We start from the raw sequence: 14,017 nt of genomic DNA, 5'->3' as shown, positions 1-14,017 counted from the left end.
AAGCGCAGGTTGGGGTAAATCCCAAGGAAATCCGGGCGGGTTTGGTCGTTCGTCGCGCTCGACCGTCAGGCCATAGATCAATAGGCTACGCCTTTGTCATCTGCCAGAGCGTCCTCATGACCCGCGATGCCCTTGAGCATAACCAGATCCCCCTCTATTTTGTCGCCATCCTGCTGGCCGCTGCCTGTGGTGTATTCACGCCGCTACTGGCTCACGGTTTGAGCGTATTGATCACGCCCGCCATCGCGGTATTGATGTACGCGATGTTCCTGCAAATTCCCTTCCTCGATCTGCGCCAGGGTTCGGGCAATATCCGCTTTGTCTCGGCGTTGTTATTGGCCAACTTTGTTCTGGTGCCATTGCTGGTGTGGGCGCTGACCCGTGGCCTGCTGGAGCATCCCGCGTTGTTGGTGGGGGCATTACTGGTGTTGTTGACGCCCTGTATTGATTACGTGGTGGTGTTCACCCACATCGGCAAGGGTGACTCGCGGTCGATGCTGGCGGCCACGCCGTTGTTGTTGCTGTTGCAGTTGGCACTGCTGCCGGTGTACTTGGGTTTTATGCTGGGCGCACACTCGGGTGTGGTGGTTGAGATCGGCCCGTTTATCGAGGCATTCCTGTTGTTGATCGTGGTGCCGATGCTGCTGGCTGTGCTGACGGCCTACCTGGCGCGACGATCAACGCTTGTCGACAAATGGAGCAGTGCGTGGGCGTGGTTGCCGGTGCCGGCGATGGCCCTGGTGCTGTTTGTGGTGATTGGGTCGCAAATCACATCGGTGATGCGCGACATCGACCTGTTGCTGCCAGTGCTTGCGATCTACCTGGGCTTCGTCCTGCTGGCGCCGTTGATGGGGATCCTGGCTGCGCGACTGTTTGCGCTGCCTGCGCCAAGTGCACGGGCGGTGACGTTCAGTGCGTCAACGCGCAACTCGCTGGTGGTATTGCCGTTGGCGCTGGCGTTGCCGGAGGACGTGCGCGGGTTGGCTGCCGCGGCGGTGATCCTGCAAACCCTGGTCGAGCTGGTGGCCGAGTTGGTCTACGTTCGTCTGATCCCGGCAGTGGTGTGGCCCGCAACTCGGTAAAAACGTGAATGTTCAGGTTCGTTCAGGCGCTATTCAGGGCTGCGGTCGGCACCATACGCCAGCGCTTCCCACCTGACAGGTCACCCGATGGATCATCGCAACCGTATTCGCCTGGAGTCCTTGGGCCTCTTTCTGATCGCCCTGTTGTTGTTCACGTTGGGGATCTGGGATCAGCAGCCCCAAGGCTTTGATGGGCGCTGGGCGTTGTTCATGCAGGAAATGTTTCGCCACGGCGCAAGTTTCTTCCCCACCACTTACGGTCAGCCTTACGCGGACTACCCAGGCACCGCGACCTTCTTCAGTTTTGTATTCGCCCGCTGGTTTGATGCACCGAATCATTTGGCGAATGTATTGCCCACCGCGCTTGCATCGGCCGGTGTGATCGCACTGATGTACCGCCTGCTGGCGCCGTTCAGTCGCCCATGGGCATTTTTGACGGTGCTGATGACGCTGCTCACCACACAGTTGCTCGAAAAATCGCGCTCGGTCTGCCTCGACCAGATGATCGCGCTGCTGTGTGTCGGCAGCTTCTATCTGCTGCACAGTGGTGAGCGCCTGGGGTCGACGCTGCGGCAACTGGCGGTGTTCCCGTTGTTCGTCCTGGCCTTTGCCATTCGTGGCCCGCTGGGGTTGATTGAGGTGTGTGGAGTGGTGTGCGTGTATTGGGCGCTGGGCAGGCCGGGCGAACGCGTCCGGCAAGTGCTGATCCACGGCGTTATCGGCCTGGTGCTGCTCGCAGTGTGCTGGTGGCTGCTGATGAAGCTCGCGCGATTGAGTGGCGGTGATGCCTTTGCTGATGAAGTGTTCAAGATGCAGGTCGGCGGGCGCTTGGATGAGTCCGGTGAGCCGTTCTATTTCTATTTCCAGCTGAGTTTGTACCGTTACTTCCCGGTGGTGCCGCTGGCGTTGGCCACCCTGGTCGCGCTGCGCCATCGCTGGCCGGAGCGCTGGGTCGACGGGCAGCTGCAACTGCTGGTGCGCCTCGGGGCGTGTGGCTTGATGATTCTGCTCGGGTTGTCGGTGCCGCACTTCAAGCGCGCTTATTACATCTTGCCGATGGTGCCGATGTTTGCGGCTGTTGCGGCCTATGGGCTGCTCCAGGCGCAAGGTTGGCTGTTGGGCGTGCGCCGTTGTTACGAAGGGCTTGTCGCAGCGCTGCCGGCGTTGTGCGTGGTTGTGTTGTTTGTGTGTCGGAACGCCTGGCACAAGCAGGGCTATTGGCCGGATATTTCCCTGCCGCTGATGATTGGTGCGTTGGTGGTGTTGCAACTCGCGGCGTTGATTGCCTGGCGCCGGCCGTTGCGTTTGGTATGGCTCAGCGTGATCGCACTGGCGGCGCAATGGTTGTTGCTGGTAGCGGTGATAGAACCGGCCAAGAACCTGCAATTCGACACCCGACGGTTTGTCAGCCAGGTGGAGGCGCTGCGGGAATCACAGCCGGGCCCTTTGGTATTTGTCGACCTGGCCCGGGACACCTGGGCGGTGCGCTACATGATGAACCTGGATCACGATGAGCAGCCACTGTTTGTCGGGCGTCACCAGCTTGACAAACTGAGTGAGCTGCCCCGGCCATCCTGGGTGATTGTGCCGCGCAAGGAGACTGCGCTGTTGAAGGGCTCGCCGGTGGAGCAATTGGCGCCAAGCTTTGCGGGGCGGCTGAATGACAATCCGTTGATGGTGTTTTTGCTGAAGTGAGGGGGCAACTTGGCGGGCCTCCTCATGGATAAGGTTTGTCCAGCTGCTCAGGGATAAAGCCTTCTTCGCGCAGGGATTTGATAACCCCTCTGATCAAATAATTATTTGAGAACCCGATTGTGTACTGCCGAGCACCTGGACTGATGGGAATTAGCATCCCTTGGTCGACCAATTTTTTTATTTGATAGGTTCTTTGGGCGGCGGACAGTGTCGGTAGAGCGTCAGCGATATCGCCCGACTTGACCACCTTCAGTTGGATCGCCGTGCTCAGAATTTTCTCTTCAAGAGGTGTTATCCATGCGCGGTCTTTCGCCAATGCAATGGTGGGGGCAAGAATGTGCCTGGTCAGGTAGCCGTAGTCCGTCAGCCTGCTGACTTTCTCTAATTCATCTCTAATGCCTGCCAGCACATACGTACACCAAGCCTCAAGGCCTTCCTTGGTGCCTGTGTCAGCGGTGGAAAGCATCGAGTAATACTTTTCGCGGTCGATACAGAAGACTGCCGTCGGATTCAGGACTCGGCCGCCAGCGCTGACGTTGAAGCCGTACTTCATCAACATTGCGTACGTCAGAAGGCGCACGACGCGGCCATTGCCGTTGCCAAATGGGTGGATCCAGCCAAATCGGTGGTGGGCCAGCGCGACTTTCATCAGATCGTACTTGGGGGCATCCTGCTTATTCACAAAGGCGACGAGTTCTTGCATGTAGCCTGGCACCATCACCGCCTCGGGCGGGAGGTGATCGGACTGGGCAATGCTGACCCCGGACTCGCGGTAAGCACCTGGCGTACGATCACCTTCGCGTTGCACTCCCTGGACGATGATTGAGTGAAGCTCTCGAATCGCAAACTCCGTGAGATCAGCGCCGGTCTGCATGATGCTTTCGACGTAGTCCATGGCCTTTTCGATATTCGCAATTTCCCGCAACGGATCTGAAGCCTCGGCGGCCCCTTCAACTTTGCTTTCGATGTAGTCGGCCAGTGTCGTGTGGTTGCCCTCGATACGTGCAGAGCCCAGGCTTTCCAGCGTATGAAACAGGGCTTTCAACTGGAAAAAAACAGCAGGCGGTGTATCGCCACCCAGTTGCAGGCGGCGCAGGTGTTCCAGCTCGCTCAGAACATCAACCAGGCCCGAGTCGAACGAGGGGTTCAATAGCTCCAGATCGTGATGAGCAAACTCGGGCATATGGAAAGTATCTCCAATTGATATTTTGATTATCTCGAAAGCAGGCTGATTTGATGCCCGTAGGGAAGGCGTTAGGGGCTTGATGAGGCCCTACACTATCTCAAAAAATCAGTTCGGATAAGTGAAAAATATCCCAAATGAAACTAGGTCCGGTTGGCTTTGGTCAGGGTGCCCAAGCTGTATCCGGACGGGAGCAAGCTATTTGCAGCGATACCCCTCAGGCATCGTCACCGTGTAATTGCGCTGCACGCGGTCCTGGAAGTTCAGGTTCTGCAGGCCCTGCTGCACCAGGAAGGCTTCGACCTTGGCCGCCTGGCAATCGTCGTTATAGGACGATACTCGAAGCACATACACGGCGCGCCTGCTCGCCTCGTCCCGAGCGGTAGCCCGGAAGGTGGTGAGGGTGGTGTAGCCGGTGCGTTCCGATGTGCCTACCGGGCCATAGGAGGTGTTCGGGGTGCTGGTGCAGGTCAGTTGATCGGTCTTTTTCTTGTTCTTCTTGCACTGCGTGGTGGAGCTGTTTGCTACCTGGCCATACTCGGTAGCGGTATAGCGGTAAGTGACCTGCTTGCTTTCGACGTCAAGGGTGATGGTCATTTTGATCGGCGCATGGTTCTTGGGCAGTGTGGTGTCGGTAAAGACATTGCGAAAGCCCTGGTCCTTCATGGCGCTGACCATATCGCGCAGGTAGTAGCGGGCATTGAGTGCGTTTTCGTCGCTGCCACCGACGGACGTCACCAGTACGGTTGCCTGGCGGTCAAAGTGATAGTCCGGATCGGGTGTTGCGTTGATTGCTACGTCCATTTGCGTGGCGCATCCACTGAGCAGTGAGGCCAGCAGTAATAGCGTGCAGAGCAAGAGGCGAGTCATGAAAGAAACCTTACAACTGAGAATTTGGTAAAGGCTGAACGATTGAGTCCAGCGAAAAATAACCCTCAATCGTCCTGCTGCGACATTGTGTCCAGAAGTACTCCGGGCGCATTAAATCGCAGGCAATAAAAAACCCCAAGGAACACATTGTTCCTTGGGGTTTCTCGGTATTTTGGTGCCCAGAGACGGAATCGAACCGCCGACACGGGGATTTTCAATCCCCTGCTCTACCGACTGAGCTATCTGGGCAACGGGGCGCATTAAACGGGTTTTTCAGGGGGTCGTCAAGCAAGTTTTCAAAAAATATTTAATTATTACCGTCGCTTACGTGCAGACCCCGGTTTTTGATCAATTATTGAGCAGGCGGCACGTAGCCGTCGGCCTTGGCGTATTCCTCGCCGGAAAAGAACTTGTCCATTTCGCCGGCCAGGTATTTGCGGTCTTCGGCGTTCATCATGTTCAGGCGTTTTTCGTTGATCAGCAGGGTCTGGTGTTTCAACCAGTCGCCCCAGGCTTTGGCGGACACGTTGTCGTAAATGTCCTGGCCCTTGGCGCCCGGATAGGGAGGGCGTTCCAGTCCTTCCAGTTCTTCTTTGTACTTGCGGCACATTACGGTGCGGGTCATGACGAAACTCCTGCGTTCAATACGTCGGCCGCGCGCTTGAGCAATGTTTTCACCGGGGCGGCAAGGCCCAGGCGCGGCGGGGTGGCGAGGTTATACCAGAGCCAGTCGGCCTCGGCCACGTGATGGGCGGATTCCTCGACCTGGACCAGCCAGGGTTCGATGGCCAACTGGAAGTGGCTGAAGGTGTGGACCAGCCCGGGGAGCTCCTGATGCTTGCCCAGTTGCAGCGCGTGCTGGTTGGCCAGGTGATCGAGGTCTTCCAGGTCGTCCAGTTCCGGCAAGCTCCACAGACCGCCCCACAAGCCCGTGGAAGGGCGACGGTAGAGCAGAATCGCGCCCTCGCTGTTCGCCAGCATCGGCATCAGCGTGCGCTTTTGCGGGATGGTCTTGCGCGGCTTGGGGATCGGGTAGCGTGTCTCCAGGCCAAGCATATGGGCTTCGCAGCCTTTTTCCAGCGGGCACAGCAGGCAGCTGGGTTTGCTGCGGGTGCAAAGGGTGGCACCCATGTCCATCATCGCCTGGGTGTAGGCGTTGACGCGCTCAAAGGGTGTGAAGCGCTCTGCGGTGGCCCACAGTTGTTTGGCCACCTTGGGCTCGCCCGGGTAGCCCTCCTGCGCGGTAAAGCGTGCCAGCACGCGCTTGACGTTGCCGTCGAGGATCGGCGCGCGCAGGCCCATGCTCAGGCTGGCAATCGCGCCAGCGGTGGACAGGCCGATACCGGGCAGCTCGGTGAGTTTTTCCACGTCGCGGGGAAACTCGCCGCCGTACTCGTTCACCACGATCTTGGCGGTCTTCTGCAGGTTGCGCGCCCGGGTGTAGTAGCCCAGGCCGGTCCACAGGTGCAGCACTTCGTCTTCCGGCGCGGCGGCCAGGGCTTCGACCGTCGGCAGCGACGCCATGAACCGGTCGAAGTAATTGAGCACGGTGCTGACCTGGGTCTGTTGCAGCATGATCTCCGACACCCACACCCGGTAAGGCGTGATGCCCTGCTGCCAGGGCAGGTCATGACGGCCGTGGCGGTCGTACCAATCGAGTACCGCCGCTGAAAACTGCTCGTCTCTCATCGGTTGAACAGACCTTTCAAGGCGTCCTTGATTTTTGGATTGACCTTGTCGAGCTTCTCTTCCAATTTCTCGTTAAGGCGATTGCCGGCAGCCTTGAGGGCGACCTGGCCAAGGCCATCCTTGTCCAGGCGGCAGGCCTTGGCACCCAGTTCCAGTGGGCCGCGGCAGCGTAACGGCACTTCGATACCCTGGAAGTTGGTGCCGACCTGGCAGGCCGGGTCTGGCGCCTCGCGCTGGTCGCCTTCGACGATGATGCCGAGGCGGTAGTCCATGCCCAGCACGCGCAAGTCGACATCGCCGTTGCCGTTGACTGTCAGCCCCGGGATGCGCACTTTCAGGTCGGGGTTGCTGGCCACGCCGTTACGGAACGTCAGGTTACCGCGCAGTTCCTGGAACGGAGTGTCTTTGCCTGGCGGCGTGCTGCTCAAGGTCTTGCGGTTGAGCAGGGCGATACCGGTGCAGACCTGTTGCTCGATGTTGGCGTTGAGCAGCACGCCATTATTGATCACGAAGCTGGCGGTACCGTTGAGGCTGTCGATCAATGCTTTCTGGCTGTTGCCACGCCCAGTCAGGTTGCTGTCCAGGGTGACCTGGCCTTTCACTGGCGGGTTTTTCCCCTGGGCTTGCAGGATCTTTTCCACCGGCACTTGCTTGATTTGGGTTTGCAGTGCGAGCAGTGGGAGGTCCTGGCGCACATCGAGCGTGCCGTTGGCCTGGAAGGTGCCGTTGTAGAGCCCGCCACTCAGGCTGTCGAGCTTGAGCTGGCCGTCGATACCCGAAGCTTTCAGCGCTGCGTTCTGGATCGGCAACTGGCTCAGGGTGAGTTGGCCGAACGCCAGGTCGGCGTTGATATCCAGGCTGCGCAGGCGGGTCAGTGGCAGCAGTTTGTCCGTGCTCCAGGCGCCTTTGGTCGGTGCGTCCGGCAATGGCGTGCTGCCCCCGGCTGCCATGGCGCCGGCTTCGCTGCTTTGCACTTCGGCCTGGCGTGCGGCGGTTGCGCCTTTGGCCGCTTCGGATTTGGCCGGCAGGTAATTGTCGGCGTTGAAGGTATCGGCCTTGAGCTGTACACGCAGGGACTGCTTGGCGAAATCGTCCACAGCGACGCGGCCAGTGAAGGTGCTTTCGTCAAGTTTCAGGTTCAGGTTTTCCAGGGCCACGCTGGTGGGCGTGCCCTTCAGACGGCTGACCAGCTCGACCTTGCTCAGGCTGCCCGGAGCCATGGCCGGCAGCGGGTGGCCGATGCTGTCGAGGAACTTGGCCAGGTCAAACTGGGCCACAGACAGGGCGCCGCTGATTTGCGGGGTCTTGTCCAGGTCGTTGGCCTTAAGCTCGCCCAAGGCGCGCAACTGGTTGGCCGAGAGTTTCAGGTTGGTCCATTCGGCGACGTTGGCCGCCAGGTCCACCAGCAGTTGGCCCTGGGTGGAGAAGCTCACGGTCTTGCCTTGCAACGGTTCGCCAGTGGCTTCGCCGCTAAAGCGCATGTCTTCGAACTGGTAGCGCTTGAGGGCACGCTGGATGCGCAAGTTGCCGTTCAGCTCGGTCTTGACGCGCATCAGCGGCTGGTTGCTGCCCAGGAACGCGGTGAGTTTCAGTGGAATGCTGGCGCCTTCGTGGATCGCACCGGCACTGAGCTGGATGCTTTCGGCACTGAATTGCTTGCCGGTCTGTTCATCGTTGTATTCGACGCGGGCGTTGTTGATGGTCAGGCTGTCGATATCCAGGCGGATCGGTTGTGGCGGTTTCTCCGGCTTGGTTTCAGCCACCGGTTCCACTGGCGCAGGGGCGGCTGCGGGGGCTTCGGCAGTCGCATCGGGTACGTTCTTGCCGATGTCTTCCCAGTTGCCATGGCCTTGCTTGTCGCGGTTCAGGCGCAGGTTCAGGCCCTCGACACGCACATCGCTCATCTGCACTTCGCGGCGCAGCAGCGGCAGCACGCGCACCGACAGGCCGAGCATCTGCAAATCGGCGAATGGTTGAGTTGGTGCGGTCAGGGTCGCGACGCTGGCCTCGTGCAATTCCAGGCCCAGCCAGGGGAACAGGCTCCAGCCGATATCGCCATTGAGCGTCAGCTCGATGTGGGCCTTGTCGCGGGCTATCTGGCGAATTTCTTCTTTGTAGTCGTTGGGATCGAAGAGGTGGGTCAGGGCAAAGCCGAGCGCCACAATGATCAGCAACAGCCCGAGAAGTACCAGACCCAGGATTTTGCCGAACGCTTTCATGGGCGAGTCCTTGTATGTCGATTTCAAAATTTAGCCGCAGAGTATAACGCCCGGCGGCCTGCGTCAGTTCACGGATCGTTACATTGTATCCAGTGACGCGAAAATAGGATTTTGACGTCAGAAAAATGCAGATAATCCAAAAAAGGTAGTGGCAGTTTGATTTTTCTGTCATCCACTGGTGCTAATCTCTGCACGTTCGTCCGCCTTCTGCGACTTAACGTCGCGCCTAAAAGGGAGCTTCACTCAACAAAACGGCCACGCTTTGCGTGCAAGGCCGAGGGAGAGAGCGCCTGACGGACGCATATTAATAACTGGGGGAAACACCAATGAGCACTAGCACTGTGGCCGGCGCCGTCGCCGCACAGCCCGCGTTCCTGTCCAAGGAACGCATCATCGCCAAGCCGGGGTTCAACCGCTGGCTGGTTCCACCGGCCGCCCTGGCCATCCACTTGTGTATCGGCATGGCCTACGGCTTCTCGGTATTCTGGCTGCCATTGTCCAAGGCGCTGGGGATCACCGCACCGGTGGCCTGCGCGCCGGACATGAGCTTCATCGCCCAAGTCTTCTCGTCTCAATGCGACTGGCCCATCTCCATGCTGGGCTGGATCTACACCCTGTTCTTCATCTTCCTGGGCTGCTCGGCAGCGATCTGGGGCGGTTGGCTGGAACATGCCGGGCCGCGCAAGGCCGGGGTTGTCTCGGCACTGTGCTGGTGCGGTGGCTTGCTGATTTCTGCGCTGGGTATCTATACCCACCAGATCTGGCTGATGTGGATCGGCTCCGGGGTCATTGGTGGTATCGGCCTGGGCCTGGGCTATATCTCGCCCGTATCGACCCTGATCAAGTGGTTCCCGGACAAGCGCGGCATGGCGACCGGCATGGCGATCATGGGCTTCGGCGGTGGCGCGATGGTGGGCGCACCCCTGGCCGCAGCGCTGATGGGCCACTTCTCTTCGCCGACCAGCGTGGGCGTATGGCAGAGCTTCGTGGTCATGGCGGCGATTTACTTCGTGTTCATGATCGGTGGCGCATTGCTGTACCGCGTGCCGCCGACCGGCTGGAAGCCTGAGGGCTGGACCGCGCCGGCGAAAAAAGCCAGTAACGCGATGATCACTCATCGCCACGTGCATGTGAATGTCGCGTGGAAAACCCCGCAATTCCGCCTGGTATGGCTGGTGTTGTGCCTGAACGTATCGGCCGGTATCGGCATCCTCGGCATGGCCTCGCCACTGTTGCAGGAAGTGTTCGGCGGCAAGCTGCTGGGTGTTGACGTGCCATTTGGCCAGTTGGATGCTGGTCAGCTTGCCTCCATTGCGGCCATTGCTGCTGGCTTTACTGGCCTGCTGAGCCTGTTCAACATCGGGGGCCGGTTCTTCTGGGCGTCGTTCTCCGATTATCTGGGGCGTAAAAACACCTACTTCGTGTTCTTTGCACTGGGCTTTGCCCTGTACGCGCTGATCCCGAACCTGGGGCACCTGGGTAACGTCGCGCTGTTCGTGGCCGCGTTCTGCATCGTGCTGTCGATGTACGGCGGTGGTTTTGCCACCGTCCCGGCTTACCTGGCTGACCTGTTCGGTACCCAGATGGTGGGTGCCATCCACGGTCGCCTGCTGACCGCTTGGGCGGCTGCGGGCGTGTTGGGGCCGGTACTGGTGAACTACCTGCGTGAATACCAGCTGAGCATCGGCGTTGAACGCGCTGCGGCTTACGACATCACTTTGTACATCCTCGCCGGCCTGCTGGTGCTGGGCTTTATCTGCAACATGCTAGTGCGCCCGGTGGCCGACAAGTACTTCATGACCGATGCGGAACTGGCCGCCGAACAGGCGCTGGGGCATGACAAAGGTGCCGATGCGACCACCGTGCTGGAGTGGAAAGCGTCCGCCGGCAGCAAGCCGTTGGCGGTTGCCGCCTGGCTGGTGGTAGGTATTCCGTTGGCGTGGGGTGTGTGGGTGACCCTGCAGAAGACCGCGGTACTGTTCCACTAACACTGCAAAACCCTTGTGGGAGGGGGCTTGCTCCCGATGGCGGCGCATCAGTCAGTGCATTGTTGACTGATCTACCGCTATCGGGAGCAAGCCCCCTCCCACATTGGTTATGCATGTATGCACATGTCTATCCCCGACACTCCATCAGTCTTATCCCCTCCGATGTTTCTGTTTAGCGCCCGCGCCCCTATAATGGCTGCCTTTTTCGCCCAATGATTTTGCGGAGCTGGTGATGGCCGAACGTAAGGCGTCTGTCGAGCGCGACACTCTGGAAACCCAGATCAAAGCCTCGATCAACCTGGATGGCACCGGAAAGGCCCGATTTGATATCGGTGTACCTTTTCTTGAGCACATGCTGGACCAGATCGCCCGTCATGGGCTGATCGACCTGGATATTGTCGGCAAGGGCGACCTGCACATCGACGACCACCACATGGTGGAAGACGTGGGCATTACCCTCGGCCAGGCCTTTGCCAAGGCCATCGGCGACAAGAAAGGCATCCGTCGCTACGGCCATGCCTATGTGCCGTTGGACGAAGCGCTGTCGCGTGTGGTCATCGACTTCTCCGGCCGTCCAGGCCTGCAGATGCACGTGCCCTACACCCGTGCCAATGTGGGCCGCGGCTTTGACGTCGATCTGTTCCAGGAATTTTTCCAGGGCTTCGTCAACCACGCCCTTGTCAGCCTGCATATCGACAACCTGCGCGGCACCAACACCCACCACCAGATCGAAACCGTGTTCAAGGCTTTCGGTCGCGCGCTGCGCATGGCTGTAGAAGTCGACGAGCGTATGGGCGGGCAAATGCCTTCGACCAAGGGCGTCCTGTAATGCAGACGGTCGCGGTTATCGATTACGGCATGGGTAACCTGCACTCGGTGGCCAAGGCCCTCGAGCGCGTAGGGGCCGGCAAGGTGCTGATCACCAGCGATGCCAATGTGATTCGCGAAGCCGACCGCGTGGTGTTCCCCGGTGTTGGCGCGATTCGCGATTGCATGGCCGAGATCCGCCGCCTGGGCTTTGACAGCCTGGTACGCGAGGTCAGCCAGGATCGCCCCTTCCTCGGTATCTGCGTGGGCATGCAAGCCTTGCTCGACAGCAGCGAAGAGAACGACGGCGTCGACTGCATCGGCCTGTTTCCCGGCCAGGTGAAGTTCTTCGGCAAGGGCCTGCATGAAGATGGCGAGCATTTGAAAGTCCCGCACATGGGCTGGAACGAAGTGCGCCGTACCGTCGACCACCCGCTGTGGCATGAGATCCCGGACATGGCGCGCTTCTACTTCGTGCACAGCTATTACATCGCCGCCGGTGACCCGCGCCAGGTGGTGGGGGGTGGACACTACGGCGTTGATTTCGCCGCAGCCCTGGCCGACGGTTCGCGCTTTGCCGTGCAATTCCACCCGGAGAAGAGCCATACCCATGGCCTGCAATTGCTGCAGAACTTCGCCGCGTGGGACGGTCGCTGGTAAATGGCCAAGAAACCGAAACCGCCGATCTTGAACCTCACGCCCGAACAGGAGCGTGCGGCCACCGACAAGATCAAGCGGTTCATGGAGGACCGCTTCGAGCTCAAGCTGGGTTCGTTCGAGGTCGCCGAGATTCTTGAGTTGTTCACCACCGAAGTGGCGCCGCATTATTACAACAGGGCGATTTTCGATACGCAGACGCTCCTCAAAGAAAGGTTCGAAAGCATCGAAAGCGACTTGTGGTCGCTTGAGAAACCCTGATTTCCCAAGCATTGCTGAATATCGAATAAGGTTTGCCAGATGCTGATTATCCCCGCTATCGATCTCAAGGACGGCGCCTGTGTACGTTTGCGCCAGGGCCGCATGGAAGATTCCACGGTGTTCTCCGATGACCCGGTGAGCATGGCCGCCAAATGGGTGGAAGGGGGCTGCCGTCGCCTGCACCTGGTGGACTTGAACGGTGCCTTCGAAGGCCAGCCGGTCAATGGCGAGGTGGTCACCGCGATCGCCAAGCGCTACCCGAACCTGCCAATCCAGATCGGCGGCGGTATCCGTTCCCTGGAGACCATCGAGCACTACGTGAAAGCGGGCGTGAGCTACGTGATCATCGGCACCAAGGCGGTGAAAGACCCAGCCTTCGTCGCCGAAGCCTGCCGGGCATTCCCGGGCAAGGTTATCGTCGGCCTGGATGCGAAAGACGGTTTCGTCGCCACCGACGGCTGGGCTGAAATCAGCACCGTGCAGGTGATCGACCTGGCCAAGCAGTTCGAAGCCGACGGCGTGTCCGCTATCGTTTATACCGATATCGCCAAAGACGGCATGATGCAGGGCTGCAACGTGCCGTTCACCGCAGCCTTGGCAGCGGCCACGAAGATTCCGGTGATCGCTTCTGGCGGCATTCACAACCTGGGTGACATCAAGTCGCTGCTGGACGCCAAGGCGCCTGGCATCATCGGCGCCATCACTGGCCGAGCGATTTACGAAGGCACCCTGGACGTTGCGCAAGCCCAGGCTTACTGCGACGCCTACAACGGCTGAGGACTGACCATGGCGCTGGCCAAACGCATCATCCCTTGCCTGGACGTCGACAACGGTCGCGTGGTCAAGGGTGTCAAGTTCGAGAACATCCGCGATGCCGGCGACCCGGTGGAAATCGCCCGCCGCTACGATGAGCAAGGTGCCGACGAGATTACCTTTCTCGACATTACCGCCAGCGTCGATGGCCGCGACACCACCTTGCATACCGTCGAGCGCATGGCCAGCCAGGTGTTTATCCCGCTGACCGTGGGCGGTGGCGTGCGCACCGTGCAAGACATTCGCAACCTGCTCAATGCCGGTGCGGACAAGGTCTCGATCAATACCGCCGCGGTGTTCAACCCTGAGTTCGTCGGCGAAGCCGCGCAGCACTTCGGTTCGCAATGCATCGTCGTCGCCATCGACGCCAAGAAAGTCTCCGGCCCGGGCGAAACGCCGCGCTGGGAGATCTTCACCCACGGCGGGCGCAAGCCTACCGGGCTGGACGCAGTGGAGTGGGCGATGAAGATGGAAGGCCTGGGCGCTGGTGAAATCCTGCTGACCAGCATGGACCAGGACGGCATGAAAAATGGCTTCGACCTGGGCGTCACCCGCGCCATCAGCGATGCCCTGGGCATCCCGGTAATCGCCTCCGGCGGTGTCGGCAACCTACAGCACCTGGCCGATGGCGTGATCGAAGGGCATGCCAGCGCGGTACTGGCGGCGAGTATCTTCCACTTCGGCGAATACACCGTCCCCGAGGCAAAGGCCTACATGGCCGCGCGCGGTATCGTCGTCCGCTAAACGCTGCTG

At 59.8% G+C, this 14,017-nt stretch carries 13 protein-coding genes and 1 tRNA gene; 8 read left to right on the top strand and 6 right to left on the bottom strand.

The window, feature by feature from the left end; translation table 11 throughout:
- Positions 1 to 116 precede the first annotated feature (116 nt).
- Together NMB39_RS27125 and NMB39_RS27120 are read left to right on the top strand one after the other, a co-directional pair.
- A complete protein-coding gene (locus tag NMB39_RS27125) occupies positions 117 to 1,082 on the top strand; it encodes an arsenic resistance protein (RefSeq protein ID WP_494339834.1) in 966 nt (321 codons plus the stop codon).
- 87 nt (positions 1,083 to 1,169) lie between these two features.
- The gene (locus tag NMB39_RS27120) at positions 1,170 to 2,777 is read left to right on the top strand and encodes a glycosyltransferase family protein (protein ID WP_494339835.1); all 1,608 of its coding nucleotides are present in this window, start codon (positions 1,170 to 1,172) and stop codon (positions 2,775 to 2,777) included.
- Positions 2,778 to 2,799: 22 nt separating this feature from the next.
- On the opposite strand, the gene NMB39_RS27115 is transcribed toward NMB39_RS27120, so the two are convergent.
- The 6 genes from NMB39_RS27115 to NMB39_RS27090 all read right to left on the bottom strand — a co-directional run bounded on the left by NMB39_RS27115 (position 2,800) and on the right by NMB39_RS27090 (position 8,738).
- Positions 2,800 to 3,960: a Fic family protein gene (locus NMB39_RS27115; RefSeq protein WP_494339836.1), complete on the bottom strand. Its 1,161-nt coding sequence runs from the start codon at positions 3,958 to 3,960 to the stop codon at positions 2,800 to 2,802.
- A 198-nt stretch (positions 3,961 to 4,158) separates the two neighbouring features.
- Complete coding sequence (locus NMB39_RS27110; RefSeq protein WP_494339837.1) at positions 4,159 to 4,830, bottom strand: hypothetical protein; 672 nt, start codon at positions 4,828 to 4,830, stop codon at positions 4,159 to 4,161.
- A gap of 173 nt (positions 4,831 to 5,003) precedes the next feature.
- Positions 5,004 to 5,079 (bottom strand) — tRNA-Phe (locus NMB39_RS27105).
- A gap of 103 nt (positions 5,080 to 5,182) precedes the next feature.
- A complete protein-coding gene (locus NMB39_RS27100; protein ID WP_043047303.1) occupies positions 5,183 to 5,455 on the bottom strand; it encodes an oxidative damage protection protein in 273 nt (90 codons plus the stop codon).
- Positions 5,452 to 6,519: an A/G-specific adenine glycosylase gene (mutY, locus tag NMB39_RS27095; RefSeq protein WP_057025450.1), complete on the bottom strand. Its 1,068-nt coding sequence runs from the start codon at positions 6,517 to 6,519 to the stop codon at positions 5,452 to 5,454. The genes NMB39_RS27100 and mutY overlap by 4 nt, the downstream gene beginning before the upstream one ends.
- Positions 6,516 to 8,738, bottom strand: coding sequence for an AsmA family protein (locus tag NMB39_RS27090; RefSeq protein ID WP_494339838.1), 2,223 nt, complete (start codon positions 8,736 to 8,738; stop codon positions 6,516 to 6,518). The genes mutY and NMB39_RS27090 overlap by 4 nt, the downstream gene beginning before the upstream one ends.
- A 326-nt stretch (positions 8,739 to 9,064) precedes the next feature.
- On the opposite strand from NMB39_RS27090, the gene NMB39_RS27085 reads away from it, so the two are divergent.
- From NMB39_RS27085 to hisF, 6 genes are all read left to right on the top strand, one after another.
- Positions 9,065 to 10,726, top strand: coding sequence for an OFA family MFS transporter (locus NMB39_RS27085; protein WP_124399012.1), 1,662 nt, complete (start codon positions 9,065 to 9,067; stop codon positions 10,724 to 10,726).
- 232 nt (positions 10,727 to 10,958) lie between these two features.
- Positions 10,959 to 11,555, top strand: coding sequence for an imidazoleglycerol-phosphate dehydratase HisB (gene hisB / locus NMB39_RS27080; RefSeq protein WP_003187781.1), 597 nt, complete (start codon positions 10,959 to 10,961; stop codon positions 11,553 to 11,555).
- Complete coding sequence (gene hisH / locus NMB39_RS27075) at positions 11,555 to 12,193, top strand: imidazole glycerol phosphate synthase subunit HisH (protein WP_494339839.1); 639 nt, start codon at positions 11,555 to 11,557, stop codon at positions 12,191 to 12,193. Before hisB ends, hisH begins: the two co-directional genes overlap by 1 nt.
- Complete coding sequence (locus NMB39_RS27070; protein WP_043047297.1) at positions 12,194 to 12,451, top strand: DUF2164 domain-containing protein; 258 nt, start codon at positions 12,194 to 12,196, stop codon at positions 12,449 to 12,451. It begins immediately after the preceding gene.
- Positions 12,452 to 12,490: 39 nt separating this feature from the next.
- Positions 12,491 to 13,228, top strand: a complete 738-nt coding sequence (gene hisA, locus NMB39_RS27065) for a 1-(5-phosphoribosyl)-5-[(5-phosphoribosylamino)methylideneamino]imidazole-4-carboxamide isomerase (protein WP_046070503.1) — start codon at positions 12,491 to 12,493, stop codon at positions 13,226 to 13,228.
- Between the two features lie 9 nt (positions 13,229 to 13,237).
- Positions 13,238 to 14,008 carry an imidazole glycerol phosphate synthase subunit HisF gene (hisF, locus tag NMB39_RS27060; protein WP_003171107.1) on the top strand — a complete coding sequence of 257 codons (771 nt, stop codon included), beginning with the start codon at positions 13,238 to 13,240 and terminating at the stop codon, positions 14,006 to 14,008.
- Positions 14,009 to 14,017: the final 9 nt, after the last annotated feature.

The sequence above is a fragment of the Pseudomonas sp. FBCC-B545 genome (genome assembly GCF_059134095.1).
This window is presented reverse-complemented; position numbering and strand designations above follow the sequence as displayed.

Bases quoted from the DNA above. Each gene is read 5' to 3' on its own strand.
- NMB39_RS27090 (WP_494339838.1), bottom strand. From the start codon at position 8,738: ATGAAAGCGTTCGGCAAAATCCTGGGTCTGGTACTTCTCGGGCTGTTG.
- NMB39_RS27120 (WP_494339835.1), top strand. From the start codon at position 1,170: ATGGATCATCGCAACCGTATTCGCCTGGAGTCCTTGGGCCTCTTTCTG.
- NMB39_RS27100 (WP_043047303.1), bottom strand. From the start codon at position 5,455: ATGACCCGCACCGTAATGTGCCGCAAGTACAAAGAAGAACTGGAAGGA.
- hisH (WP_494339839.1), top strand. From the start codon at position 11,555: ATGCAGACGGTCGCGGTTATCGATTACGGCATGGGTAACCTGCACTCG.
- NMB39_RS27085 (WP_124399012.1), top strand. From the start codon at position 9,065: ATGAGCACTAGCACTGTGGCCGGCGCCGTCGCCGCACAGCCCGCGTTC.
- NMB39_RS27110 (WP_494339837.1), bottom strand. From the start codon at position 4,830: ATGACTCGCCTCTTGCTCTGCACGCTATTACTGCTGGCCTCACTGCTC.
- NMB39_RS27070 (WP_043047297.1), top strand. From the start codon at position 12,194: ATGGCCAAGAAACCGAAACCGCCGATCTTGAACCTCACGCCCGAACAG.
- hisA (WP_046070503.1), top strand. From the start codon at position 12,491: ATGCTGATTATCCCCGCTATCGATCTCAAGGACGGCGCCTGTGTACGT.
- NMB39_RS27125 (WP_494339834.1), top strand. From the start codon at position 117: ATGACCCGCGATGCCCTTGAGCATAACCAGATCCCCCTCTATTTTGTC.
- mutY (WP_057025450.1), bottom strand. From the start codon at position 6,519: ATGAGAGACGAGCAGTTTTCAGCGGCGGTACTCGATTGGTACGACCGC.
- NMB39_RS27115 (WP_494339836.1), bottom strand. From the start codon at position 3,960: ATGCCCGAGTTTGCTCATCACGATCTGGAGCTATTGAACCCCTCGTTC.
- hisB (WP_003187781.1), top strand. From the start codon at position 10,959: ATGGCCGAACGTAAGGCGTCTGTCGAGCGCGACACTCTGGAAACCCAG.
- hisF (WP_003171107.1), top strand. From the start codon at position 13,238: ATGGCGCTGGCCAAACGCATCATCCCTTGCCTGGACGTCGACAACGGT.